The 25915-nt window shown below is 58.0% G+C and carries 17 protein-coding genes; 7 read left to right on the top strand and 10 right to left on the bottom strand.

What is annotated here, in order from left to right; genetic code table 11:
- Window positions 1-50 precede the first annotated feature (50 nt).
- From ACTQ48_RS00205 to ACTQ48_RS00190, 4 genes are all read right to left on the bottom strand, one after another.
- Window positions 51-1787, bottom strand: a complete 1737-nt coding sequence (locus ACTQ48_RS00205) for an aryl-sulfate sulfotransferase (RefSeq protein WP_441569846.1) — start codon at window positions 1785-1787, stop codon at window positions 51-53.
- Window positions 1788-2091: 304 nt separating this feature from the next.
- Window positions 2092-3051: a 3-hydroxyacyl-CoA dehydrogenase gene (locus ACTQ48_RS00200; RefSeq protein WP_154514839.1), complete on the bottom strand. Its 960-nt coding sequence runs from the start codon at window positions 3049-3051 to the stop codon at window positions 2092-2094.
- Between the two features lie 281 nt (window positions 3052-3332).
- Window positions 3333-8096 carry an acyl-CoA dehydratase activase-related protein gene (locus ACTQ48_RS00195; RefSeq protein WP_441569845.1) on the bottom strand — a complete coding sequence of 1588 codons (4764 nt, stop codon included), beginning with the start codon at window positions 8094-8096 and terminating at the stop codon, window positions 3333-3335.
- An 11-nt stretch (window positions 8097-8107) separates the two neighbouring features.
- On the bottom strand, window positions 8108-8818 hold the full coding sequence (locus ACTQ48_RS00190; RefSeq protein ID WP_154514843.1) for a TetR/AcrR family transcriptional regulator: 711 nt from the start codon (window positions 8816-8818) through the stop codon (window positions 8108-8110).
- Between the two features lie 206 nt (window positions 8819-9024).
- On the opposite strand from ACTQ48_RS00190, the gene ACTQ48_RS00185 reads away from it, so the two are divergent.
- From ACTQ48_RS00185 to ACTQ48_RS00165, 5 genes are all read left to right on the top strand, one after another.
- Window positions 9025-11151 (top strand): hypothetical protein, encoded by a 2127-nt coding sequence (locus ACTQ48_RS00185; protein WP_441569844.1) that lies wholly within the window; start codon window positions 9025-9027, stop codon window positions 11149-11151.
- Between the two features lie 165 nt (window positions 11152-11316).
- Complete coding sequence (locus ACTQ48_RS00180) at window positions 11317-12069, top strand: hypothetical protein (RefSeq protein ID WP_441569843.1); 753 nt, start codon at window positions 11317-11319, stop codon at window positions 12067-12069.
- A complete protein-coding gene (locus ACTQ48_RS00175; RefSeq protein WP_441569842.1) occupies window positions 11981-13036 on the top strand; it encodes a hypothetical protein in 1056 nt (351 codons plus the stop codon). Before ACTQ48_RS00180 ends, ACTQ48_RS00175 begins: the two co-directional genes overlap by 89 nt.
- A gap of 2 nt (window positions 13037-13038) precedes the next feature.
- Complete coding sequence (locus tag ACTQ48_RS00170) at window positions 13039-14112, top strand: hypothetical protein (RefSeq protein WP_441569841.1); 1074 nt, start codon at window positions 13039-13041, stop codon at window positions 14110-14112.
- Window positions 14113-14120: 8 nt separating this feature from the next.
- Window positions 14121-15155: a hypothetical protein gene (locus ACTQ48_RS00165; RefSeq protein WP_441569840.1), complete on the top strand. Its 1035-nt coding sequence runs from the start codon at window positions 14121-14123 to the stop codon at window positions 15153-15155.
- Window positions 15156-15411: 256 nt separating this feature from the next.
- Here the strand turns inward: ACTQ48_RS00165 and ACTQ48_RS00160 are convergent, their stop codons facing one another.
- From ACTQ48_RS00160 to ACTQ48_RS00150, 3 genes are all read right to left on the bottom strand, one after another.
- Window positions 15412-16404, bottom strand: a complete 993-nt coding sequence (locus ACTQ48_RS00160) for a hypothetical protein (protein WP_441569839.1) — start codon at window positions 16402-16404, stop codon at window positions 15412-15414.
- A 162-nt stretch (window positions 16405-16566) separates the two neighbouring features.
- Window positions 16567-17400, bottom strand: a complete 834-nt coding sequence (locus tag ACTQ48_RS00155; protein ID WP_441569838.1) for a hypothetical protein — start codon at window positions 17398-17400, stop codon at window positions 16567-16569.
- A 10-nt stretch (window positions 17401-17410) separates the two neighbouring features.
- The gene (locus ACTQ48_RS00150) at window positions 17411-18508 is read right to left on the bottom strand and encodes an RtcB family protein (RefSeq protein WP_441049061.1); all 1098 of its coding nucleotides are present in this window, start codon (window positions 18506-18508) and stop codon (window positions 17411-17413) included.
- Between the two features lie 222 nt (window positions 18509-18730).
- Between ACTQ48_RS00150 and ACTQ48_RS00145 the strand changes: the two genes are divergently transcribed.
- Window positions 18731-19741: a helix-turn-helix transcriptional regulator gene (locus ACTQ48_RS00145; RefSeq protein ID WP_441569837.1), complete on the top strand. Its 1011-nt coding sequence runs from the start codon at window positions 18731-18733 to the stop codon at window positions 19739-19741.
- 7 nt (window positions 19742-19748) lie between these two features.
- On the top strand, window positions 19749-23036 hold the full coding sequence (locus ACTQ48_RS00140) for an ATP-dependent helicase (protein ID WP_441569836.1): 3288 nt from the start codon (window positions 19749-19751) through the stop codon (window positions 23034-23036).
- Window positions 23037-23060: 24 nt separating this feature from the next.
- On the opposite strand, the gene ACTQ48_RS00135 is transcribed toward ACTQ48_RS00140, so the two are convergent.
- The 3 genes from ACTQ48_RS00135 to ACTQ48_RS00125 all read right to left on the bottom strand — a co-directional run bounded on the left by ACTQ48_RS00135 (window position 23061) and on the right by ACTQ48_RS00125 (window position 25771).
- Window positions 23061-23918 (bottom strand): HAD-IIB family hydrolase, encoded by an 858-nt coding sequence (locus tag ACTQ48_RS00135; protein ID WP_441569835.1) that lies wholly within the window; start codon window positions 23916-23918, stop codon window positions 23061-23063.
- A gap of 84 nt (window positions 23919-24002) precedes the next feature.
- Entirely contained in the window at window positions 24003-24341 is a 339-nt protein-coding gene (locus ACTQ48_RS00130; protein WP_117775909.1) for a P-II family nitrogen regulator, read from the bottom strand.
- Between the two features lie 152 nt (window positions 24342-24493).
- Window positions 24494-25771 carry an ammonium transporter gene (locus ACTQ48_RS00125; protein ID WP_441569834.1) on the bottom strand — a complete coding sequence of 426 codons (1278 nt, stop codon included), beginning with the start codon at window positions 25769-25771 and terminating at the stop codon, window positions 24494-24496.
- Window positions 25772-25915 lie beyond the last annotated feature (144 nt).

The raw sequence follows: 25915 nt of genomic DNA, 5'->3' as shown, positions 1-25915 counted from the left end.
CCGGTACGAGCGCGCGCAGCCGCGGGGCACAGGCACAGCCAAGCGCAGCGCTACAGCTCGTACTTGTACACGCGGTAGATGTACTTCTCGGCTTCCATCTCGTACGTGGCAATGGGCAGTCCATAGCGATCGTACTCGGCAAAGGTCTTGGCTATGCCCGATGCCAAGAGCATGCTATTCGAATCGCCGACGCGCTGCGCACTACTTACGTAACCTGAGAACGGCACTGCGATCTGGTCCACAAGCTCGTAGGTGCGCGCGGTCTCGTCCACCGTAAAAATGCGCCCAAACGAATGCGTTCCCTTGCTGTAGTCGGTCACGACCGCAGCGCCCAGCTGGCCCCAGTCGAACTTGGGATAGCTCTCGGCAGCACCAAAGTTGTTGTCGTATAGCAGCACCTGGTAGCGACCAGTCGCGGTCGTCTCGTCGTTTGGCAGATAGGTCACACTATGCTGGCCTGCGTTGAGCGAAAAATCGCCTTGAGCCTGCAGCAACTTGTCCTCAAAGCCCGAGCCGGCCCAAAACTCTGGCGAGCCCATAAGCCAATCGACCGTAGGCGTACCGTAGATATCCGTGAGCTTGATGACCGTTGAGGTCTCGCGCGAGCTGAGCAAAACGGTGCCGCCGCCGAGCCACTGGATCGTGTTGATGTGAATCCAATCCAGGTCGCCGTCCGAGGCAACCTTGGCGCTTGCCTTGAGGTCGGGGAACATATCGCCCAGGTCCACGACGAGAGAGACGTCACCTGTTGTTATGTCGACCTTAATGATGAGGTCCTCTACATTAACGCGATCGTCCTTATCTTTTTTGGCAGCCGCGCGATCGACGTCCAAATCGGCTTCGGAGCCGGCGTGACTCGCCAGCACCAGCAGGTTGCCATCGTCATCGAAAGCGTAGTCGTGGTGTAGCTCGTAGTCGCCCGTGCTCCAGACGTTTACCACCTGGCCGATGGCGTTGATCTGGGCCATCTTGGTAGTCGAGACGCTCATGATCATGCTGCCGTCGCCCGGGAACAGCAGGCGGTGGCTGCGGTAGCCGACAATCGGCACCTCGCCGCGAATCTGGCCGTCGTTGTCGTAGAGGTACATAAAGTCGAGCTTGGACGAGTCGTTGCCCAGAATAGTAAAGAGACCATCGGCAAGCGGCGTATTGGACTCCCCCGACGTGACGGCGAGCTGCTCTTCTTCCTCGCCTTTGAGAGCCGGCGTCTTGACCGTGAACGTCGAGGTGCGGCTAATACCGTCTTGTGCCGTGCAAGTGATGGTTACCGTGTTTTTGTGGTTGGGAATGAGGCCGATGACCTTGAACTCGTGTTCCGTGGCCGGCGCGTCGCCGCCGTGGGGCGTATGGGAAAACGCGGCGACCTTGGGCGTGTCACCAGTCTTTTTGCGACCGGCGACCTTGTAGGAGACGGTTACGGAATCCGTTGTCGCAAAGCGAACGTAGCAGCTCAGGGTATCGGTGCCAAAGGGATCCTGCGCGATAAACGGAGTGGTCTCGTTGTAGCCGCCGTCAGCGTACTCGGCATCGAGCCGCTCCTTGATGGCCGCCTGCTTCTCGACGTCGTAGGTCGCGACAATCTGCTTGTGGAGTTTCTTTTGCTCGTCAGTGAGCTCGTTGCTCGCAGTAGATGCGGCGCCCGTGGCGGCACCGCCGACCGAGCAGCCCATGAGCCCTGTCCCGGCAAGCGCCAGCGTGCCCGCCGCACCCGCAAGAGCCGCTCGACGCGAAAACAGTCTGCTGTCCTTGTCACTCAATTCCATATCGTTACCGTCTTTGAATACCATTGTTGTTCCCTCATATACCACGGCGTTTGCCCAGCCCTGTCTAATTATGACTCGCAGTTTAACAAACGCCCCTTAATGCAAGTTTAAGCTTGTAGCGATACGGAAACGCGGGGCGCGAAGGGAATCCGCAATCCTTCCGCTCCCAAGTGATCAATCGGGGCGGCCGCGATGGTGCTCGATCCAGTCCACGGCAAAGTCGACAAGTTCGCGTTGGCGCATAAAGCGGATTGTCCCGTTGCCGAGCGGCGCTGCGGCGCACTGACACTGCAAATGATACGTTTCTCAATGTTGCCGAGGAATCTTTTTAGTACTTGAAGAAGCCCTCACCCGAGCTTTCGCCCAGCTTGCCTTCGTCGAGCATCTGCTTGAGGACGGATGCCATGGCCTTAAAGTTGTAGGGCATCATCATCTTTTTGAGCAGCGGGCTCACCAAGCCCGGCACCTTCTGATACTGCATGACGATGTTGTAGGCCGTCTGGATGCCCACGGTGTCGAACACGCGGAACGGGCCCTTGGGCGCGCCAGTGCCGCGCGTCCATGCGAGGTCGATGCTCTTGGGGTCGCTGACGCCCGAGACGTACAGATCAAGGCCCGAAAGCAGCCACGGCACCAGCATGGAATTGAGCAGATAGCCGTTCTTTTCCTTGTTGACGGGCAGGGCAAGCATACGGATGTCGCTGGCAAAGTCAACGAGCTCATCGAAATAGCGCTTGTCAGTCTGGTCCTGAGCCATGACCTCGGTCATGTTGTTCTTCCAGATGGAGTTGGCAAAGTGCAGCGACAGGTACTTCTCGGGGCGACCGGTGTACTTGGCAAAGGTGCTCGGCAGCAGCGTGGAGGAGTTCGTCACGACAACGGTCTTTTGCGGGAGAACCGGGGCGAGCTTCTTGTAGAAGTCGATCTTTGCCTGGGTGTCCTCGGCCATCGACTCGATAACCAGATCGGCGTCGGCCACTGCCTTGGCAAGATCGAGCTCTAGCTTGAGTGTGGAGTAGGCACGCTCGACGGCGGCGAGCGCCGCCTCCTTGTCGAAGGGCTGGTCGCTATCGGCGATACCGGCACACCACTCGCCCGTGCCGTCCGCCATGCCCTCGATAGCCGCGATGTACTCCTCGCGCACATGATCGATCTTGGGCTGAGTGCGGCCGATGCTGCCCTCGCTGCGCAGCCAGATCGTCACATCGAAGCCGCAGTAGGCAGCCTGAAAGGCAATCTGGCTTCCCAACACGCCGCCACCGGCAACACAAACGGTCTTGTAGCTCATAGGAACAGTCCTCTCTTACGTAATTCCATGGATGTGTATTTATTCAACCGTAAGGATGACGCGCGCTAGAGGTGGGTTCCATAAACGGACGGTAATTTGCGGCGAACGGCTACATATGTTCATTATCTCAGGGTTCCAAGGGCGATTTTTGGTGCCACTGAGACGTCGCCTTCGGAAGAGGTGATAGTTGGGGCGTTTACGCAGCATACGTCCAGCAAAAACGGGTGGTAGCCGATACGGCTACCACCCGTTTGTCTCATATCTAGCACATAGCAGGCCAACTACTTCTTAATGCCGCGTCCCAGACGCTTGGCGACCGATGCAACGGCCTCCTCGCTGACCGAGCCACAGCTCATGCAGCCATCATGGTCACGCATCTGGCCGGTGACCTCGTCCATCGCGAGCGGCGCCACCTTCTCGAGCTTAAAGCCCTTACCGGCGCGCATGTTTTCCTTGGCCACGCTGATCATGAGCTTAATGCGGTTGAGCTGGTTGACCTCGGACGCGCCGGGGTCGTAGTCCACCGCGACAATGTTGCTCTCGGGGTGCTGACGGCGCAGCTCCTTGATCACGGCCTTGCCCACCACGTGGTTAGGCAGGCACGCAAAGGGCTGCGTGCAGATGATGTTGGGCGCGCCATGGTCAATCAGGTCGAGCATCTCGGCCGTGAGCAGCCAGCCTTCGCCCATGTTGTTGCAAACCGAAAGCACCGTACGGGCCTTGTCCGCCATGGTGCCGATGCGCTCGGGCGCCTCAAAGCGGCGGGACTTTTGGAGCAGCTCCTCCACCGGCGTACGCATCCAGTCCACGAGCTTGATGAGCGCCTGCATACCAGCGCGCGTGGTTGCAGAGCTTCCGAGCTCATCCTTCTGCAGCTCGGCGTTGCTCATGGAGTACAGGAAGAAGTCCAGCAGGCCCGGCACCACGGCCTCGCAGCCCTCGCGCTCGATAACGTCGACCACGTGGTTGTTGGCTGTGGGGTGGAACTTGACCAAGATCTCGCCGACCACGCCCACGCGCGGCTTGGTGCCCTCGCCCACGAGCGGCATGGTGTCGAACGCGCGGATGGCCTCGCGGCACAGCTTGGTGTAGTTGTGGCGGTTGAACTTGGGCGCCAGCTTGCGGGCGCGCGCCATGTACTCCTCGTAGAGTGCGTTGGCGGCACCGGGCGTAGCCTCGTATGGACGACAGCGATAAAGCATCTGCATCATCACGTCGCCAAAGAGCACCGCGTAGACTGCCTGCTTAAGCAGCGCCGGCGTAATCTTAAAGCCGGGGTTGTCCTCACCGAGCGCCACCGCCGAAAGCGAGATCACCGGAATCTCGGGGTGGCCGCTCTCGCGCAGGGCCTTGCGGATGAGTGCGATGTAATTGGTGGCACGGCAGCCGCCGCCGGTCTGGCTGATAACCACGGCCGTCTTGGACAGGTCGTACCGACCGCTCTCGATGGCCTCCATAATCTGGCCGGTCACCAAAATGGACGGATAGCAAATGTCATTGTTCACATAGCGCAGGCCGGCCTCGACGGCGTCGTGATCGGTCGAGGGCAGCAGCTCCAAGTTGTAGCCGGCACCGCGGAACACCTCTTTGACCAGGTCAAAGTGGATCGGCGCCATCTGCGGGCACAGGATGGTGTAGCCCTCCTCGCGCATCTGCTCGGTAAAGGGCACCTTGGGCCACGCGGTCGATGCACTCTCGCGCTGAGCCTCGAACGTGTACTTGCGGCTCGCGAATGCGGGGGCATCCGTGGAGGGAGCCACCGGCGCGGCATCGCCCTGCTCGTAGGTCTCGCCCGCGGCCGCGGCCTCGGCCAAGCGCTCGGCCTCCTGGTCCTTAAGCGCGGCCATGAGCGAGCGGATGCGGATGCGCGCGGCGCCCAGGTTGGACACCTCGTCGATCTTGAGCACGGTGTAGATCTTGCCGCTGGCCTCCAGAATCTCCTGCACCTGATCGGTAGTCAGAGCGTCCAGGCCGCAGCCGAAAGAGTTGAGCTGGATCAGGTCCAGGTCGTTGCGCATCGTCACAAAACGGGCGACGGCGTACAGGCGGCTGTGGTACATCCACTGGTCGACGACGCGGATGGGACGCTCGGGCTTCACCAGGTGCGCAAGCGAATCCTCGGTAAAGACCGCAAAGCCAAAGCTCGAGATAAGCTCGGGCAGGGCGTGGTTGATCTCGGGGTCGTTGTGGTAGGGGCGGCCGGCGAGCACGATGCCGTGACCGCCATGGTCCTCGACCCACTTAAGGGCCTCCTCGCCCATGGTCTGGATGTCCTCGTGGAAGCGCGCATCGGCCTCAAAGGCAGCGTTGACGGCGGCATCGACCTCGGAGCGCGTGATCTTGGGACCGCGCACGCGGCCGCGACCGGCTTGCGAATCGGCCACGCGGTCGACGGCAAGCACCTGGTACAAGCGGCGCTTGAGCTCGGTCTTGTCGTGATAGGGCACAAACGGGTACAGGAACTCGATGTTCTGCTCACGGATCTCGTCGATGTTGAGCGCCAGCGCCGTGGGGTAGCTCATGACGATGGGGCAGTTATAGCAATTGCCAGCCGTCGGATCCTCCTTGCGCTCCCAGCGCACGCACGGCATCCAGATAAAGTCGACATCGCGGTCGATAAGGTTCATCACGTGGCCGTGGCTCATCTTGGCCGGATAGCACACGCTCTCGGACGGCATGGACTCGATGCCCGCCTGGTAGGTCTTCTTGCTCGACTGGTCGGATAGCTGCACGCTAAAGCCCAAGCGCGTAAAGAACGCGTGCCAGAAGGGGTAGTTCTCGTACATGTTGAGTGCGCGCGGGATACCCACGGTGCCGCGCGGGGCCTCGTCGGGGCTCAGCACCTCGCGATTAAAGAGCAGCTCGTTTTTCTTTTTGAAGAGGTTAGGGGCCTCGGTCTTTTGCTTTTTGTGGCCGGCGCCCTTCTCGCAGCGGTTGCCGGTAATGAAGCGCCTGCCGCCGCCAAAGTCATTGACGGTGAGCTGGCAGTTGTTGGAGCAACGGCCGCAGCGGACGTGCTTTTGCGTCACAGTGAGGTGCGCGATGTCCTCGGCCGAAAGGATGGTCGAGGTGCCGTCGGCGCCAGCGCGATCACGGGCGAGCAAGGCCGCACCATAGGCGCCCATGCAGCCGGCGATGTCGGGACGCACGGCGTGAACGCCGGTGAGCTGCTCAAACGCGCGCAGCGTGGCATCGGACATAAAGGTGCCGCCCTGGACGATCACCTGGCTTCCGATCTCCTTGGGATCGCGCAGCTTAATGACCTTGAACAGGGCATTCTTAATGACGGAATAAGACAGACCGGCCGCGATGTCGCCCACCGTGGCGCCTTCCTTTTGCGCCTGCTTAACACGCGAATTCATAAAGACCGTGCAGCGACTGCCCAGGTCCACCGGAGCCTTGGCATGGATGGCTGCGTCGGCGAACGCGCGCACGTCCATGTTCATAGAGACGGCGAAGCTCTCGATAAAGCTACCGCAACCCGACGAGCAGGCCTCGTTGAGCATGATGTGCTCGATGACGCCGTCCTTGACGCGCAGGCACTTCATGTCCTGGCCGCCGATGTCCAGGATAAACTCGACGCCGGGCAGGAACGCCTTGGCGCCGCGCAGGTGCGCGACGGTCTCGATCTCGCCGGAATCGGCCTTGAGGGCCTCGATGAGCAGCGCCTCGCCGTAACCCGTGGTGGTCACGTGGCCGATGGTGCAGCCGGCGGGGATGTGGTTGTAGAAATCGGCCATGATGACCTTGGCCGTACCCAGGATGTCACCGTTGTTGTTGCCGTACCAGGTATGCAGCAACTGGCCGTCCTCACCCACAAGCGCGGCCTTCATGGTGGTGGAACCGGCGTCGATACCGATGAACACGCGACCGGTGTAGCCTTCGAGCTTGCCCTTGGGGACGACTTCGGTGTCGTGGCGGGTCTTGAACTCGGCAAAGTCCTCGTCGGTGGCAAAGAGCGGATCCAGACGCTCGACCTCGGCGCCCTGTGTGTCACCCAGGGCATCGATGGCCTCGATGAGCTGCGGGAACGTGCTGAGCTTATTGGACTCGTGCGCCATGGCGGCACCGCTCGCCACAAACAGGTGAGCATTTTGGGGCACGATGCGGTGCTCCTCGTCCAGGTTGAGCGTGAGGTAGAAGCGATGGCGCAGCTCGGAGAGATACTGCAGCGGGCCGCCCAGGAAGGCGACGTTACCGCGGATGGGACGGCCGCACGCCAGGCCCGAGATGGTCTGGGTCACGACAGCCTGGAAGATGGAGGCGGCCACGTCCTCGGGGCGGGCGCCCTCGTTGAGCAGCGGCTGCACGTCGGTCTTGGCAAAAACGCCGCAGCGGCTGGCGATGGGATAGATGGTGGTGGCGTTGGCCGCGAGTTCGTTAAGGCCGCTGGCGTCGGTGTGCAGCAGGGTTGCCATCTGGTCGATGAACGCGCCCGTACCGCCGGCACAGGTGCCGTTCATGCGCTGCTCGATGCCGTTGTCAAAGTAGATGATCTTGGCGTCCTCGCCGCCCAGCTCGATGGCGACATCGGTGGCCGGGATGAGGGTCTCGACGGCGCGCTTGCTGGCGATGACCTCTTGGACAAACTCCAGGTCGAGCCACTGGGACAGCAGCAGGCCGCCCGAGCCGGTAATGGCGCAGGTCATTTGGGCCGTCGGCAGCACGGCCGCAGCGCCCTCGAACAGGTCGCGGGCGCAGGCGCGGACGTCGGTATGGTGGCGCTGGTACTTGGCGTAGACGATCTGGTTGTCATCGTTGAGCACGGCGAGCTTGACGGTGGTGGAGCCCACATCGATGCCCAGGTGCAGGTTGCCGTGGGCGTTGTCGGGGTTGAAGATTGCGCCTTCGGGGGCGTGGGCGGCGGCTGCGGGCTCGCTAGCGACGGACGTCTCCCCTACCGCGTTCTTGGCATCGGCAACTGCCTCGGCAACTTTCTCGGCAGCTGCGGTCGCGGCCTTCTGCGCGGCGTCCACCACGGTGGGCGTAGCCTCGCGTGCGGCGGCGACCATGCGGTCCTTGATGCCCTCGACGAGTTTGCTCATTGTCTCTCCTCTTAGTTGTTGGACTCGACGGTTACAGCGGTGTCGGCCGCGTCCTCGAGCTGCAAGTTCAATAGCTTCATGCCGTATTCCGGCACGTTGATATCGATGGGTTGGCCATACAGGTCACCAGGACGCACAAAAGCGAGCACCGTCATCATGCGCGCCATGGCCTCGGGCGATTCGGTGAGCCCACGCTCAAACCAGCGCTGAATCATGCCGACCTCGGCACTCACGACGTAGGTGACGTAGTAGTCAAAGAACGTGCCCAGCGCCAGGCCCAAAATGCCCGTCTGTGCACGCGGCACCACAGCCTCACGCGCGGTGTCGATAATCCTTTTAATGAAGGCCTGGTCGCCGCCCGGACCCAGCAGAGCACCGATCAAGTCGCGGTTGGCCGCAAGATAACGCAGTAGCTCAACCGAACCGGGCGCCGGCTCGAGCTCATCGATGTTGTGATAAAGATCGGGCAGCCGAGCTGCGGTGATGAGCTCAATACGCTCACGGATCTCGGCCAGCAAGCCGTCCTCGATTTGATTGATAAAGTCGGGGATATCGCGGTAGTGCGAATAGAACGTACGGCGCGTAAGACCGGCGCGCTCGGTGAGCGACGCGACGTTAATGCGCGAAAGGTCGCCGCTTTCGGCAAGCTCGCTGGCAAGTGCCTGGCGAAGGGCACGCTGCGAGCGAAGGGACCGGCGATCGCATTTCTCGAGCTGGGACAAGCGTCCTCCTTGTTACTCTGCCTGTGCGCTATTGCACAGTGCGAGTATTATTGCACACCGTGTGCATCAACACGTAAAGGCAATATTTGGATGCGACGAAGGGGCAGTCCCTTTGCCACATCGAGCCGCTGCTTGGTCCCGTTAATGGGACCAACAATCGCCACGCCCGTTTCATCATGCCGGTAATGATCGATAAGGAGGCCGACATGAACAATCAGGCATGCGATGGCATCACCGATGCCGGCAAGGACCTCGTCCTCAGCTGCATCAAGAGCCAAGAGCTGCGCGACCACATGCGTAAATACCTATACTGGCCAGCGCCAATCATCGCCGGCTCTCTTAAGACGCTTGATGAAAAACGCACCATGCTCGAGCAACTCCGCAAGGAGGTTTCGCCGGAGCTGGTCGAAGATATCGATTCGCATCTCGCCCAGCTCAACAGCGCACTCGATATGCTCCACAACATCGAGCGCGACCGCGGAATCCTCCTACTGCACGTCATGGTCTACAACGAGGAGGAGCGCGACGCCGACGCCCTCGACGGTCCCTTCCCCACCGCATCGTGGGAGGCCGCGCAGGCACTCATGAAGCGCTACATCGAAGAGTATCCTGAAGACGACTGGTCCGAATCGTACTGGAAGATCGACCTATACACCCCAGAAGACCTTCACGAACATCAAACGGCGCAGTCCTCCCTGGCGTTTGCGGCAACCAAGGATGGCGAGCTTATATTTCTCCGCGATCAGCGCAATAACCGCACTCGCAAATCGTATGTCGAAAGCGCCTGGCGAAACGATAGCAAACTGTTCTGCGACAGCAACGAACCCATCTATACGCCGTGGGTCCCAGGCGACATCCTCAAAATCGACGGTCGCCCCTTTGATCACGGGCCTCGCTTTGCCATTGTGCTCGAAAACGACTACGAGCACACGCTCCGGGGACAGATCTGGTGCGCAGGGCCTAGTAAAGATCACGGCGTTAAGGAGGGTTCACTTTCATCCGGCACCTACAGCGACAGTCTCCTGGACCCCTTCATCCCCTCCGCCCTCTACACCGCCGAGTGCTACACCGGTGAGCTGCCGGACGACTGCGCTTTTATGCTCGAGCTTTCGCAGATGCTGCACGACAACCCCGACTACGGCAAGCAATGGTCCGAAGGCTCGGTCGGACATGACTGCCTTCAGCCGTATCGCAAGCCCGCCAACCAAAGCGAGCTGGATACTCGTCCGGACATCTTCGAGTTTTTAGACTCGCAAAGTATTAAGGAGCATCTTCAACGAATCAACTACGAGCTCACCACGCCCGTAGCGGCTTTCATTGTCAATTGCTCGCATAAAGCAACGCTGCAGCAAAAGCTCGAAGGCTGGCAAAAGATCATCGACAATATGCCCAATTGCACCATGAACCGCAGAAACGACACGGTCGTCATCCCGGACTTCCATGCCTTTCTGCGCAATGTCATCAAACAGGAGAAACGAAAACTCGCGCACCTTAAAAGGACGGACGGTCAAAGCCTGTACTTCTTTGAGGACTACTCGTGGGACTGGCGCGGGCAGGTCGGCTATCTTTACGGCCCGTACAGCAGTTATCAAAAGTGCTTCGATGCCATCTGGAAAGAGCTCGACGGTGACGATCCCAAAGCCATCAGGATCACCCGTCGTCCCATCGACCCAGAAGAAGACCACTATGCCGACGACATGGTCTTACTCAATGCGAACGGCGAAGTAATGTCTTGCGATTACCGCAACAAAAGCGAGTGGGACGAGGCGGGCACCGCCAGCGATTTCGAGGACATGTGGTTTGATATCCCGACGCCTTTCCATGCCGGAGACATCGTCTGCAACCTCCAACGCCCCGACAAGCCGATGGTGCTGTTTGACCTGCAAACTTGGGGATCCGAACGAGTCGACAAAGAGCTGGCCTCCTCCGTCTACAAAGAGCGCCTCGTTCAAAAGGCCGACAAGCTATTGCGCTGGCACCGATATGACGGCGACACCAGCGACATGTACGCCTACGGCTGCCAAGTCTCATCCGCCTTGCATTTCCCCTTCTACATTGGGGAGCCTGAGGGCTTTCTTTTGGACATCGACTATTACCGCAAGCCGCTCAAGTCAGAGGAGCGAATCCTTTACGGCGTCAGGGCATATGTCAAAGGCGACCTGGCGGTTGATTCGCTCGCCGCAATGGCCAGCGCATGCGAGCTACAGGCGCTGGCGGAGAAAAAGGCGCGTGGCTTCGAGGACGCAGACAGCTGGCTCAAGGACCGCTACCCAGAACTGTTCGATGCGACGGCCGATCCCTTCTTAGAGGGAGGTTGCACCAGTTACGCTTAGTTTTTGAAACGCCACTACCGATTGTCCTTTCAGTACGCGCACACTCATGTACCAGTGCGTTTCCAAAAGTATGTTTGACGCGAGATTCATATCAGACCCGTTAATGGGACCACAAAGCACAACCTCTGATGGATGCTAACGGCAACGACCGAATTGGAGGTTGCAATGGACAGCCAAGCAGATACCGTGATCACCGATGCCGGCAGGGAGCTCGTTTGCAGTTGCATCAAGGACGATGAGCTGCGTGCTCATATGTTCAAACACATGGGAATGGCAGATGGCTCCCTCTGTAAAACCATCGGCGGCTCCCTCAAGACGCTCGACGAAAAACGGACCATGCTCGAGCAGCTTCGCAAAGAGGTCTCATCGGATTACGCTGAAGCGATTGACTCCGGCCTCGAACAACTCGACACTGCACTCGATATGCTTTACAACGTTGACCGTGACCTCGGTATCTTGCTGGTCTCCGGCGTGTTTTACAGTGAAGACGAGCGCGGGCACGACACCTTTGATGGCCCCTTCCCCGTTGCCTCTTGGGATGCCGCTCGAACCCTCATGAAGCAATACGTCGATGACGACCCCGATGAAGATTGGTCCGAATCATTCTGGCAGATTAAGCTCTATACCGCCGAAGACTTACACGACCGCCCACGCGCTCAAGCCTCGCTGATATTCGCCGCAACCATACCCCGACTGTGGCAAACATTGGTCGGATGGATCGGTCGTACACGACTGCTTGCAGCCATATCGCACATCGGCCGGCGCCGGCGTCAACGCCATACGTTCGAACATTCTCGAGTTTCTCGACTCGCCCGATATCAGAGAGCATTTGGAAGGCATCGGCTACGAGCCCACCACGCCCGAGGCGGCGTTCATCGTCGACCATTCGAACGAGAAGACGCTGCAACAGAAGATTGAGGCCTGGCAAAAGATTCTCGAAAACATGCCCAATTGTGCGATGAGCAGGCGATACGGCACGTTCAATATCCCCAACTTCCATGTCTTTCTTCGCGACGTCATCAGATGGGAGCGCAAGAAAATCGCCCGGTTCAAACAGCCTGGCAAGCACATGTATTTCTTTGAGGACAAGACGGGAAGTCCCCATGAGAGCGGGTGCAATTATGGCCCCTACACCAGCTACGAAAAATGTTTCGAGGCAATCTGGAATGAGCTTGAGGAGGAAAATCCTACCTCGATAGAAATAACGCGCCGCCCGATCGATCCGGACGAAGACTACTATGCCGCCGACAGGCTCATGCTCAACGCAAAAGGCGAAATTATGGACTGCCAGCTGAGCTGCATCGACATGGAACGCGAGGGCGAAGACCCCACTTTCGCTTTTGAGTTGATGTGGTTTGACATCCCGACGCCATTCCACGCCGGCGACATCATCTGTTGTCACGGCGACCCTGGCGACCCCATACTGCTTCTCAATATGCAGACATGGACCACGCAGCGGGTCATAGATGAGCTTCCGGCTTCCACCTACAGGGAATGCGCCGCAAAAAAGGCCGACGACCTGCTCAGGCACCATCGGCAAAATGGCGATACGAGCGACATGTACGCCTACGGCTGTCAGATTGAATATCCCCTGGAGTACCCCGTCTATATCGGAGAGCCGAGTTGTTTTCTTCTCGATATGGAATACTGCCGTACCCCGCTCAAGCCGGAGGCGAGAATTCTGTACGGCGTGCGGGCATATCTCGACGGCAATCTGGGTCTTGACTCACTAATTGCGCTATCAAGTCTTTGCGAGCTGCAGGCGCTGGTCAAGAAAAAAGCCGAGCGGTTTGAAGGGGAAGACGGCGGGCTCAAAATCCGCTATCCGGAGCTGTTCGATGATGCGATAACCCCGCCGGAGCGATTCGAAACAAAGAGGAGCTAGCCATGGACATCTTGGATTTTGTGGACTCCCGGGACATTCGGGAGCATCTCCGCCGCATCAATTTTCAACCCAACACCATTGAGGCCGCCTATCTGGTTTGGTTTTCGAAGACCGCCACGCTCGATCAGAAATGCGAAGCTTGGCAGGAGATCGCCCGAACTATGCCCAATTGTTCGCTGGAGGCAACCCATGCCGGTCTTGGAAGGCCGGCCATCCCCGATTTCCATACTTTTTTGCGCTGGACAATCGATTACAACAAGCGGTGCGTCGATGCGTTTGCGAGTGGGACGGGCTACGTTTATCAATATGAAGAGGAGATTGTGCCCGACGGGCAACTTTGTGGGGCCTTCGGCGCGCCATTCAGCTGTTATGAGAAATGTGCCGAGGCGTTGCGCAGTGATGATGAACTGGCGAGCCGTCCAGAGGCACGCGTACGCATCACCCGGTGCCCGCTCGATGCCGACGAAGAACATCGCCGGGAAGATTGGCTCATGGTGAACGGTAAAGGCGAGGCCCTTTCCGTCTATTGTCCTTCCGCCGGCCCCGTTGAGAACGATTGGGAGATCGCATTCGAGTTCATCTGGGTCGATATCCCCACGCCGTTCCACACCGGCGATATCGTCTGGACGCCACAAGGCAGTGCCCGCGAGCCGTTCACGTTGCTCGATCTGTCCACGTGGGACCGGACACAGCTTGAGGCAGAGCTTCGGCAGGTAGACCGTTCTGACGAATGGCTTGATCATGCGCAGCAGCGCCTCGAGCACTATCGCCATGCAGGAGATATCAGCAACATGCGTGCCACTGGCTGCTCGATTACCTGCAACGAGACGTTTCCCCTCTACATCGGCGAACCGGAGCCGCTCTACCTAAATCTCGAGTACTACCGCAAGCCACTCGAAGACGAACAACGGATTTTAGTCGCAGCCCAGGCATATCTGCGCGGCGACCTGTATGTCGACTCACTTGTAGCGTTTATCGACACCATAAGGATGGAGTCCAAGGCAAAGCGCAACCTGGAAGAGCTACGTCTGGATCAGGCGCCGCTCAAGAAAAAGTATCCGCAGCTATTTGAATAGAGGTCGTCATGTCCGAATCCACGAGGGGTTACGCCGATAACCCGGAGGCCATCATGTACGAAGAAATAATCAACCTCATCGAATCTCCGGAGTTACGAGAGCATTTGTTGCATAATCCACAGCTACTGAGTGGCAATCATTACGCGCAAATCATCGGTGGCGCGTCGATAGAAATCAACCGCAAACGGAAGATGCTCAGCAGGCTGGTTGCTGACGAGCGCAACTCGTCAGACAACACCTTTCATTGGTACGATCCAGAAGAATGTATCGACTACATCGATGACTGCTTGGACGCGCTAAAGGCCGTCAACGGAAACGGAAAGACGCTGCTTATTAGCGAAATTAGCTTTGTCGACAACGAAGTAGGATCCGCCATCACGCATGGCCCCTTCCCCGTGGCATCGTGGCAGGCCGCCCTTGCGGCAATGGAGGCATACGCAGGCAAATGGAGCGAAATGACAGACTTATCGTCCTCATACTGGATGATCGAGCTGTTCAACCTTGCCAACGACCCGAGCTGTTCATATCCATACGACGGCTTTCTACAGCCGGACTACACTTACTACGCAAACATCTCGGGCGAAATTCAATACCTCTGCAGAGAGGAAGTGGGGGAATGTGGCGAGGTGCGCGACTGCATTGTGGGCGAAATTTTTGGGCCATGGTTTAAGGGGGCATATGTCGACCTGCCCACGCCGTACAAAAAGGGCGATATTCTTGAAATCGACTGCCGACCATGGACGCCAGGACCTTGTTATTGCCTGGTAGCAAACTCGAAATTGGACTGCCTGTATCCCGATGGCGATGGGCAGATCAGATGTGGCTCTATCCCCTACGGCAGCTGCTTTGCCGGATGGGCGCGCACGAACCTGATGCTGTCGCCCGTATTCAGGGCGAAGAAAGCAACGCAACCTTTGCCGGAAGCATGCACAACCTTACAAGCGATCGAACTGGACCGGATAGAAGACCTGCTAGAAGAGTGCACCGACAACAAAGAGAACGAGCCTGGCTGGCTGGATATATATCGGCATCGCGCGCGATGATGAATCATTTGGGCGGGACTTCAAAGGCGGCAAACAGTGACGACACCAGCTCTTCCGGCAACGCAGCATTCACAGCACCCCACCGACGGAGGCTCGAGCCACGCGCGGCTCGGAGGAGGATACCAAGGTTCTCCGCATCTCAGGCCAGAACCTTCGAGGCATTCTGCCAGAAAATAGCCTCGATATCCAAACGAACAAATAGTCCTCGCCCAAAAGGTAGGACGAGGACTATTTCATGCAATATTTGCTAGCACCCCTAATAATCGATTGAAGCCAAAGCCTGCTTGATACGCTTGCCACTTGCGCCCTTGAAGTAATACCAAATTAAGCGGTCAACTTCGCGGTAGCCAATTTCGCCATTCTGATTATTTTCAGAGCGCCATTTGTTGATACCCTCGAGAACGGCGTCGTACAAGTTCCTATACTTGGTATATCCATCATCATCTTTTTTGTAATTCTCGATTGTACTTACGAGTTCTTGACCGCCCTTGGCCCCCTTTGTCCTCTTCATCCTGCAACATTTCCAACTAGCCAGCTCCCCGCTCGCATAGTTATCAACGAAATATGGGAGAACGCTGGCAACGACTTTATCGTAAATGCAATACTTATCGCCCAACTTCAAATACTGGCAAGTCCAATGGCAAAACTTTGTGGCAAACGAGAAATTAATCTTGTTAATATCTGCCACATGAGCCTCATTCAGGTAGGTTTTCGAAGCTTTCGAAATGTCAGTGACAAGCTGGTCGTCGCCTACGCTTAACCTCTCCCTAAGCCCTTCGATGCCAGCAATAATCTGAGACGTAAAAAGTACACCACCGGTTATCGTCTTTTCCCCTTCACCATCATCGGACATCTTCTCCACAGTCATTGGCTTCAGATCGAGCTTTTTCATGATGTCGTCGACCTTATGCCTGCCAACGGCAGTTAAATGGGTCGAGTTTTCATTATCAATTTCGTAAACTGCTCTTCCTATGCACGCCATTCGCTCATGCGCGTTGCCAACAAACATGCCTTTGAATATTTCGCGGACCTCATCTTTATCCGTCTGGTTGTAATTCGAGTCGTTCTCAACCATGCCGTTGACAAAGGCGATGTTTTTATCCGTAAAAAGAGGCACGCCGTTCTGGTCCAGGTCAAACTGATATGGGTCAGCCGTTCGCTCCGCATCTTTCACGTAAGGCATCACCATTTTATTTACGCCATTGACCTCTTCCATCACCGGATTAAAAAACATTTCTTGACGACTCATGTGAACTCCTTCCCAGAACTGTTCAGACATACTGCCGACAGAACATAACGCCTAATATTGATGATAATTCTTGACCCGCCCAGTAGTTTCTCTTTGGCTGTGAGCGGTCATTTTCTGCTGCTAGACGCGCTGCTGGCCGAGCAGTTGTTATTGGCTATGACCTCAGCCGAAGGCTCGCGTGCAGGACGGCTCCATGCCATCGGAACTTATGCGGACCAGAGCATCTGCATTGCAGTGGGTCTCGGCGAATGCCGCATCGTTGTCCCTGTCCTCCACCGCAAAGCAGCCTGCTAAGATCGCCGCCGTTGGGCTGAGCATGTTGCGCAGGTCGCGCAGGATCGCATTTATCGGGCGGTTGTCGTCGAGCATCTCGAGTCCGTCAATTACGACCACGACGTCCTTTAGCACCGCCCTATTCCACGCCTGGTCGCCGAGCAGCCAACTCGTTAAAAGGTCCATGGTCATGTTGTCCTCAACAAAAATGCCTAGGTTGCGCTGCTTGAGGCGTATCGTTGCGCGAATCGCCTCGACCTGTCGTTCCTCAGGATCCTCTGACACCTTGTCATCCATCTCGGCGCGAATAAGCCGGGCGATCGCGTCCTCTTCACACTCCCGCATCGGCATGTAGAGCACAGTGCACTGCTCGCTCAGGCATAAAACCGCATGCGCCAGTACGTTCGAAACGTCTTCATGCGCGCCGCCAATCACGCTAAGCTTGCCTAGTCCAATACCGCCGCCCAGGATGTCATCAACAGGCATACCAGTCTTCAATACCTGTAGGACCTCGAACACCGATGTTTCCATGGCATGATCGAGCCCGGAAGTCAGTCGATCATGGAAACGGCTTATGTCAAAGCCGCCATCGCCCCGTTCTTCACGAATCCAACCACGCTGGCTCGCATCTGTCGGCGGCATAACGCCTGGCAGGCCCATTATCTCGCCCAAACTCACAGAACGGCCAATTCGGTCGTCCCTGGAGTCCATCTTTAGCGTCATCGCAACCCTCCTAACGCCTACCACGCTTACCAGTAGCCTTAAAATTCCAAATCGGCTTGAGTCGGTGAATAACATCAACCGTCGGGTCCATGAGTCTCAGTACATCATCCGCAGGCTTATACGCTTCGGGCGACTCATCGAGCGTCGTCTCGCATGCACTCGGACAGTAGATGCCGGCATCGCGCATCTCGTTAACGAACGACCTGGTGTCGAGCGTTTGGAACGCTTTGGCGCGGCTCATCGCGCGACCCGTCCCGTGCGGCGCCGAACAGTTCCAGTCCTCGTTTCCCTTGCCGCGTGCAATAACGGCACCGTCGCGCATGTTGAACGGAATCAGCACCATCTCGCCCGCATGAGCGCTAATGGCGCCCTTGCGAATCATGCCGCCTTCCGAGATGTAGTTGTGCATGGTGGTAAAGCCGTCTCCGTCGAGCCGAATTCCCGTACGCTCAATAATCTGTGCGACAATCGCCTTGCGGTTCTGATTCGAGAAGCGCTGGCAGTTATGCATATCGACGAGATACTCGGCAGAAAGATCTCCCACGAGATACTTAAGCTCGTCGGGGATATCCGCCGTGCACGTCTTCTGCGCCAGAGCCTGATGATGCTCCGCCGTCTGCTTGCCCATGTTGCGCGAGCCGGTGTGCACGACCAGATATTGGCACCCATCCTCGTCCTCGTCGAGTTCAATGAAGTGATTGCCGCCGCCCAGCGTGCCCATGGAGCGCTCAACCTTGCGCTTGTCCTGAAGCCAATCGCGCGACTCCATGTCAAAGTCCGCGAGTACGCAGGCAGGATCGCGATGAAGGCTAAAGCCCGTGGGCACCGCGCGCTTCACATCGCGATTGAACTGAATGAGGTCGTCGCGCGCGATGGTTTCCGCAAGCGGCACGCAGTACATCCCGCATCCGATGTCGACCCCCACCAGGTTGGGAATCACCTTGTCGCCCAAGTTTGCCGTAAAGCCAATCACGCAGCCCTTGCCCTTATGGGCATCGGGCATGATGCGGATCTTGGCGCCTTCAAACGCCGGGCAGCTGGAAATCTCCTCGATCTGCTCCTTGGTTGAGTCCTCAAGATTCTCGGCAAAGACTTTGATGTCTGCCATCGCATTTCTCCTGTTCTGATCCTTGTAAACCGGAACCGGCCCCAAGCCAATAGAGCGCATGTCACACCATCCAGCCAAACCGCCGATTTCCGTTTAACCACCTTTCGCCCTATTCGAGCTCTTATTGCTGCGAATACTACGGTCGCGCGGACTACAATGAGTCCCAATAACGGGTCTTGTTTTGTATCTCCGGTTGGTACCCTGCCGGCGAAAGGAGACAACGTGGCGAACAGACCAAATCAAAAGCTCAGGCTTCTGTTCCTGCTTAAAACCTTGATGGAAAAGACCGACAGCACGCACGGACTCACAACGCAGCAGATTATCGAGGAGCTCGCCTATCACGACCTTGAGGCAGAGCGAAAGGCCATCTATCGCGACCTGCAAACGCTTCGCGACTTTGGGCTCAACATCGACCAGCGCGGTGGCAGGGAATGGGCCCTGGTCTCACGCCCGCTCGACCTGCAAGAGCTCATCATGCTTGTTGACGCCGTGCAGAGTTCGCCGTTTTTGACCGATGAGTTGACCGACCACCTCATCGGCAAGCTGCAGAGCCTCGCCAGCCTGGGCGAACGCGAACTGATGCACAAGCGTGTCGACGTGCCTTCGCGCGTGAAGATGCAAAACTCTGATGCCCTGCTCAACATCGACTTGATTCAGCAGGCTATGCGCGAAAAACGCAAGATTCGGTTTCGTTACTTCCACTACGACGCCGCCAAGCAAAAGGCCCTTAATCATGACGGAAAGACCTACGAGCTCACACCTGTGCGCCTTATCTACTCCGACGAACTCTATTACATGATTGGATTTAGAGATAAATGGGCCAATGCCGGCTCGGGTCATCAGCCGTTCACGCCTTATCGCGTCGATCGCATGCTCGATGTTGCGGTATCCGAAGAGTCCGCGACCAAAGATCCGCGTATCGCAGGCTATGTGCTCGAGGACCACGTTTCGCCATCGTTTGGAGTCTATGCGGCCGATAAGACCACCGTGGTGCTGGAACTCGATGACCGCGCAATGAACCCGCTCATCGACAAGTTCGGGCTCGATGCCGTTGTGTTTGAGAACCAGGATGGGCGCCTGTTGGCGACCGTCAAAGCCCCGCTGTCGCCTCAGTTCTTTGGCTGGCTGCTGCAACTCAGCACCTTCATTAAGATCGTTCAACCTCAAAGTGCCATCGATACGTATCTTGACTATCTCGATAGCACGCGTGCGCTCTACCAGGAAGACAGGTAGTACTGCCATGAACATGACCCCCAACTTTAACGTATCGTTCGAGCGCCTGAATCCCGAACAGCGCGAGGCCGTCGAATGCCTAGATGGTCCGTTGCTCGTCATTGCCGGCCCCGGCACCGGCAAGACGCAGCTGCTGAGCCTGCGCGCGGCGAACATCTTGGCCAAACGCGACGCCGCCCCTAGCAACATCCTCTGCCTCACCTATACCGAGGCGGGCGCGGAAGCCATGCGCAAACGCCTGATTGAGCTCATCGGCCGCGACGCCTACGGCATCGAAGTCAGTACGTTCCACGGATTTGCAAGCAGCATAAGGTCGCGCTATCCCGAGTACTTCGTACGCCCTTCGACCGACACGCTTGTTACCAGCCTGCACCAGCAAGAGATTTTTGATCGGCTGCTCAAATCGCTGCCCTTTGGTTCTCCGCTAGGCGGAGGGTCACCTGATATGCCTGCGCAAAACATCGGTAAGATGATCGGCTTTGTCTCCAAAATCAAACGCAGTGGCCTGGACTACGACACGCTGAGCGCCATCACGCAGCAGAATATCGACGCCGCTACCTGGCTCACCGAACATTCCGAGCTGCTTACGCTCGTCTGTGGAAGGGCAAGCGCCGCGTTGGCCGAACGCTTTGAGGAAGAGGTTGAGCGTGTCTGCGCCATGGCGCCTACATCGCTCACCCGCCCTATCGACTGTCCTGCCGGCACGTACGTGCCGTACATTCTTGAGTTGCGCGACACCGTTCGCCGCACCGAACTTATTGACGAGAAGGGAAAGTCGTCGGGGTACACCAAGGTGCGCGATGTCTTCTTTGGAGGCAGCAACTCGCAGGGACGCACCTTTAAGATTGCGGAGCAGAGCGAGCGACTTAAGACCGCTTGCGACGTCGCGCGTCGCTACCAGAGCGAGCTCGACCAGCACCATCTCTACGATTACGACGACATGATCGGCGACTTTGTTAACGCTGTCGAGCACAACAACGCGTTGCGCCAAGTGCTCCAGGACACCTATACCTATATTCAGGTCGACGAATTCCAGGACACCAATGGCGCCCAGATGCGCATCATCGAGCTGCTCTGCGACGGCGTCGATGCGCCCAATATCATGGCCGTCGGCGATGACGATCAGGCCATCATGCGTTTTCAGGGCGCCACAATCGAATGTGCTAACCAGTTTGCGGCCGAGTTCTCGCCCCGGAGCATCGTGCTCAAAACCAACTATCGCTCCACGCCCGCCATCGTTGAGCTTGGTCAAGCTATCGCACGGCAAATTGAATATCGCCTCAACGCCAGCTCGAATAAGTCAATCGAAGCCTTTAAGCCTCAAGGCGATCAGGTCAGCTTTAGCGAGAACGTCTACACCGGCAAAGCCGAGGAATACGCCGCCGTTGCCGCGAGCATTAGGCGGAGGATTGATGCTGGCTACCTCGATGACTGCGAAGATCCCAATGAAGGAATTGCAGTCATCTCTGCCAAACACGCCGCATTGCGCTCGCTGATTCCCTTCCTCGTTAAGGAGAACGTGCCGTTTTCCTATCGCGAACGACAAAATCTCTTTGCCTCCGAGCGCATGCAGACGACGTTGGCACTGTTGCGCTGCGTTACCGCGCTTGCTCGCGGGCAGCAGGAGCTCGCCAGCAGCTATCTTCCGCAGATTGTCTGTGCCGCCGAGCTGGGCGGCGACCATCCTTCGTCCGTGACGTTTGCGCTCAGCGCCAAGCGCGAGCATCGCGGCGACTGGATGGCCGCCATGCGCGAGAGCAATAGCGCCCGCGTTAAAGAGCTGCACGACGACCTTGTGCAGTGGGCGGCCGAAGCCGGCGCCTCCCCGGTCAGAGCGTTGCTCTTTAAGATTGTCGAACGCAGCCTTGGCTATTATCAGGATCATAAAAAACAGGATCCGCTGGGCGCCGCCGAATTCAATGCCGGCATCCGCGCCTTGCTTGCCTTTGCTGAGGGGGAGATGGGAGACGCGCGCCGCATGGGACGCACGCTTCGACTGCCCGATATTGTCGACAAACTCGACGCCGCTCAAAAGTTTGGCGTGAGCATCGACGCATCGATCAACCTCGGTGCGCCGGGAGCTGTTCGCCTCACCAGCGCCCATAGCTCTAAGGGCCTGGAGTTCGACTGCGTCTACTTGCTCGATGCCGACGACTCCACTTGGCACAAAGGCGCCGGCGGCATGAGCTTGTACCCGTCCAACCTGCTTATTCGCGATGAAAAGGACAACGACGACGCGCGTCGCCTGCTGTTTGTCGCCATCACACGCGCTAAGCGACACCTCGAGCTGTACCGCGCCGGCGGGTTGGCTTTGCAGGAGCTCACGGGGCTTATCAACTCTTGCGAAGTTTCTGCTGAGGCAGACCAGCTCAGCGTTGCAATCGAAACCGAGTGGCGCGACAACTACGTGTTTGATACGCCCGAGCTCCGCGCGCTTTTGGAACCTCATACCGACGTGAAGTTTCTTTCTGCCACAGCGCTCAACAACTTTGTGACGTACGAGCCTGGATGCGCAAATAGTCTGCACTTCCCTGAAAAGCAGATTGTGCGCCTGCCCACAGCACCCACGATCCAAACTGAATTCGGCACCATCGTTCACGCGATGTTCGAGGAGATCGTTAATAGAATGGCAGCCGATGGCGAGGCGGCGATTGAGACAATTGAGGCCGAGTATCGCCAGCAGATTTCGTGGCTCGATTTTGCCCCCGAGGACGTCCATCGCTATTCGGAGCGCTTCGAACGCATTTGTCGTGCATTCGTCCCCTGGCTTGTCGAGCATGTGCATGGCTATCGCTGCGTCACAGAGGCGAATATGCAGTGCCTGACCACCGAAGGAACTCCGCTCTTTGGTTTTCTCGACCTGCTCCTCGTTGACGATGCAGTTAAAACGGTAAAGATCGTTGACTACAAGACTGGCTTTGGCAAAGAAGTCCCTGCAGGCTACCAACGTCAGCTCAAGTTTTACAAACTACTGGTCGAAGCGTCACCCGAGTTTTATGGCTACACCGTCACTTCCATGGGCGACTACTATGTCGAGCCCGACAAGGCAACGAATGAGTTGCGTCAGCCGTTCTCGACGACCGCCAGCACCGATGACATTGCCGAGCTCGAACAACTCATCGATGCCGTATGGTCGCGCATTGAACACGGCGCTTGGGATACCAGCGCTTTTGAGCAAAGCGATGCCTATGAGCTGGCCATCGAGGAGCAGAAGGGCTGCCGCAAAAAAGCCGACAAGGCCGAGCTCATGCAACGCGCCTACGAGCATTGGCTAGTCGAGAACCCCGGAATGTGACAGAGGAACAGTCCCTTTGTCACATTATTCGATGATGGTGCGGGAGTTTTGCTTACGCATGGTGGCGAGCATGTGTTTGGGGACGGCGTGGACCATGCAGCTGCCGATAGTCGCGCTCGCGGCGGCCTTGGCGGCATCGCTGCCGTTTTTGGTCGCATAGCTGTGACGGAAACGCTTGAGCATGGCGATGTCGTTGCCGCCGTCGCCGTAAACCGCGACCTCATCCTCGGCAATGCCGTAGTAGCCCGCCAGCCAGGCCACGCTCTCACCCTTGTTGCACGCCACGTCCGTGATCTCGAACATCACCGGATCGAACGGCGCGTTGACCACGCGGTCCGAGCGCTCGGCCAAATACGCCTTAAGGTCGCGCTCCAGCTCGGGCGAGGTCACGCGACAATTGATCTTGCATACGTCATGGCGCAGGATGTCACCGATCGACTGGTCGAAATATTGCTCCTCGTGATACCCCCCACGTGCACGCATGCCGCGCATCACGATGCGCTTGATAGGACTGTCCTTTTTAAAGCCCGCCTGGTGCATCTCGAACGATCCGCTCGAGAACATGCCATCGGGCGTGGAGCAGTCAAAACAGATGTCCGGAAACGCCTTGAGCAGCTCCTCGGTGACCCGTGGGTCGATGGTCCAGGTCTTGAGCACCTCGCCATGGCTGTTGCGCACGATGGATCCGTTGGAGCAGCAGGCGTCGAGTGCCAGACCTGTAAAGCCATGCTCGCCGATCGGCAGCGTTGAGCGCCCGGTTGCGGGAACCACATGCAGGCCAGCCTCGGTCAGCTCGCGAATGGCACGGCGGATGGTCTCATCTGCCTCGTGCAGGGCGTTCAGCAGCGTTCCGTCTAAGTCACTCGCAAACATCTTGATCATGGGCATGCCCCTCCTTCGTCTGCACGATATTGTAGACGAGAACGGGCGCGCCCCAAGAGAGGCACACCCGTCAGGCGGTCGATTCTACACCGCGGCGGGGCCGTGTTCGCCGGTGCGGATGCGGATAACATCCTCGACCGGCTCGACCCAGATCTTGCCGTCTCCAACGGCACCGGTGCGGGCGGCGTTGCAGATGATGTCGACAATTCCGTCGACATGCTCATCGGCGCAGATAAGGGTGAACTGTACCTTAGGGATCGTGTTGACAAGCAACTCGTTGCCGCGCACGTATTCCTTCCAGCCATGCTGTGCACCGCAGCCCTGCACCTGGTTAATAGTCATGCCACGAACATCAGCAGCAAACAGCGCATCTTTAAGAACCTCAAGCTTCTCGGCACGAACAATCGCCGTAATTTTCTTCATAGTGAATTCCTCTCAATAAAAGAAATGAATTGCCATTCAACGACGCGGGTTTTCGAGGTGCCCGAGATTGCCCCGAAAGAGGAGCGCCGCGTACTTCGGTACGCAAGCGACGGTTTGAGGGGCAAGGTCGGGTGTCTGGGAAAGCCGTGCTGCTAATCGAGTCCGGAGAACGAAGGATAAGCGCTCTCGCCGTGCTGACTCGCATCCAGGCCCAGCGCCTCGTCTGCCTCGTCCACGCGCAGGCTGCCGCGGAACAGCGCCTTGACCACCGCAGCGATCACCAAGTCGAGCGCCAGTACAAGAGCGACCGTCACCACAATGCCCAAGATCTGCGAGATGAGCAGCGACACGTCGCCCGTGTAGAACAGGCCGCCCTTACCGGTCCACGAGAGCTCCGGCACGCAGAACAGGCCCGTGAGCACGCCGCCCAAGATGCCGCCGATGCCGTGGCAGCCAAACGCGTCGAGCGCATCGTCGTAGCCAAACTTGGTCTTAAGATGGCTGATAGCCAGGTAGCAGACAGGCGATACGATCAGGCCCATGACCAGCGCCGCCCACGGCTCGACAAAGCCCGCACCCGGCGTGACCACCACAAGGCCCGCAACCAGACCGGTGCTGGCACCCACCAGCGTGGGGCGACCGGTGCGCACGCGCTCGACGACAAGCCACGAGACCATGCCCGCCGCGCTGGCCGTCACGGTGTTGAGGATGGCGAGCGCCGCCACGGCGTCGGCCTTAAACTCGCTGCCGCCGTTAAAGCCAAACCAGCCAAACCAAAGCAGGCCGGCGCCCAGCGCCACAAACGGCACGTTATGCGGGCGGTAGCTCACCATGCCAAAGCCGCGACGACGGCCAAGCATTAAACAGAGAATCAGGCCCGTCAGACCGGACGAGATGTGCACCACGTCGCCGCCCGCAAAGTCGAGCGCGCCGATGATGTCGCCGATAAAGGAACCCTCACCGCCCCAGACCATGTGGGCGAGCGGCGCATAGACCACGAGCAGCCAAATGCCCAGGAAGGCCGTCATGGCACCAAACTTAACGCGGCCGGCCAGGCTGCCCGTGACGATAGCAGCCGTGATCATGGCAAACGCCATTTGGAAGGTGATGTTGATGATTTGAGGGTAGACGGCACCGTCCGCAGCATTGCCCTCGGCCGCCTGCAGCACCTGGTTGAGCACCGGCAAGCACAGCAGCTGGTCAAGGCCTCCAATAAACGGGCTCGAGCCGTCGCCGCCGTAGGCCAGCGACCAGCCGGCAAAAATCCACAGCACACCGACCAGACCAATGGCGCCAAAACACATGAGCATGGTGTTGATGACATTTTTGCGCCTGGACAGGCCACCATAGAAAAACGCCAGACCCGGTGTCATTAAAAACACGAGCATGGTGCAGATGAGCATAAACGTTGTCGATCCCGTATCGTACATTCGCTCCCCCTTGATCGCATGAACGTTGTCGGCGCCCATAATGCGGCCGAGGGGCAACTGGTGTAGACCAGAGACGGCGTTGTTAAACGCTGCGTTGTCGAATGGAAACGGTGCCGCAATCTTGGAAACGGCACGGCAACGGGC

The sequence above is a fragment of the Collinsella sp. Sow4_E3 genome (genome assembly GCF_052116285.1).
GTDB lineage: Bacteria > Actinomycetota > Coriobacteriia > Coriobacteriales > Coriobacteriaceae > Collinsella.
Note: the sequence above shows the minus strand (reverse complement) of the source record. Positions and strands in the feature narration are given on the sequence as shown.

Bases quoted from the DNA above. Each gene is read 5' to 3' on its own strand.
- ACTQ48_RS00205 (WP_441569846.1), bottom strand. From the start codon at position 1,787: ATGGTATTCAAAGACGGTAACGATATGGAATTGAGTGACAAGGACAGC.
- ACTQ48_RS00200 (WP_154514839.1), bottom strand. From the start codon at position 3,051: ATGAGCTACAAGACCGTTTGTGTTGCCGGTGGCGGCGTGTTGGGAAGC.
- ACTQ48_RS00195 (WP_441569845.1), bottom strand. From the start codon at position 8,096: ATGAGCAAACTCGTCGAGGGCATCAAGGACCGCATGGTCGCCGCCGCA.
- ACTQ48_RS00185 (WP_441569844.1), top strand. From the start codon at position 9,025: ATGAACAATCAGGCATGCGATGGCATCACCGATGCCGGCAAGGACCTC.
- ACTQ48_RS00180 (WP_441569843.1), top strand. From the start codon at position 11,317: ATGGACAGCCAAGCAGATACCGTGATCACCGATGCCGGCAGGGAGCTC.
- ACTQ48_RS00170 (WP_441569841.1), top strand. From the start codon at position 13,039: ATGGACATCTTGGATTTTGTGGACTCCCGGGACATTCGGGAGCATCTC.
- ACTQ48_RS00165 (WP_441569840.1), top strand. From the start codon at position 14,121: ATGTCCGAATCCACGAGGGGTTACGCCGATAACCCGGAGGCCATCATG.
- ACTQ48_RS00160 (WP_441569839.1), bottom strand. From the start codon at position 16,404: ATGAGTCGTCAAGAAATGTTTTTTAATCCGGTGATGGAAGAGGTCAAT.
- ACTQ48_RS00155 (WP_441569838.1), bottom strand. From the start codon at position 17,400: ATGACGCTAAAGATGGACTCCAGGGACGACCGAATTGGCCGTTCTGTG.
- ACTQ48_RS00150 (WP_441049061.1), bottom strand. From the start codon at position 18,508: ATGGCAGACATCAAAGTCTTTGCCGAGAATCTTGAGGACTCAACCAAG.
- ACTQ48_RS00140 (WP_441569836.1), top strand. From the start codon at position 19,749: ATGAACATGACCCCCAACTTTAACGTATCGTTCGAGCGCCTGAATCCC.
- ACTQ48_RS00135 (WP_441569835.1), bottom strand. From the start codon at position 23,918: ATGATCAAGATGTTTGCGAGTGACTTAGACGGAACGCTGCTGAACGCC.
- ACTQ48_RS00130 (WP_117775909.1), bottom strand. From the start codon at position 24,341: ATGAAGAAAATTACGGCGATTGTTCGTGCCGAGAAGCTTGAGGTTCTT.
- ACTQ48_RS00125 (WP_441569834.1), bottom strand. From the start codon at position 25,771: ATGTACGATACGGGATCGACAACGTTTATGCTCATCTGCACCATGCTC.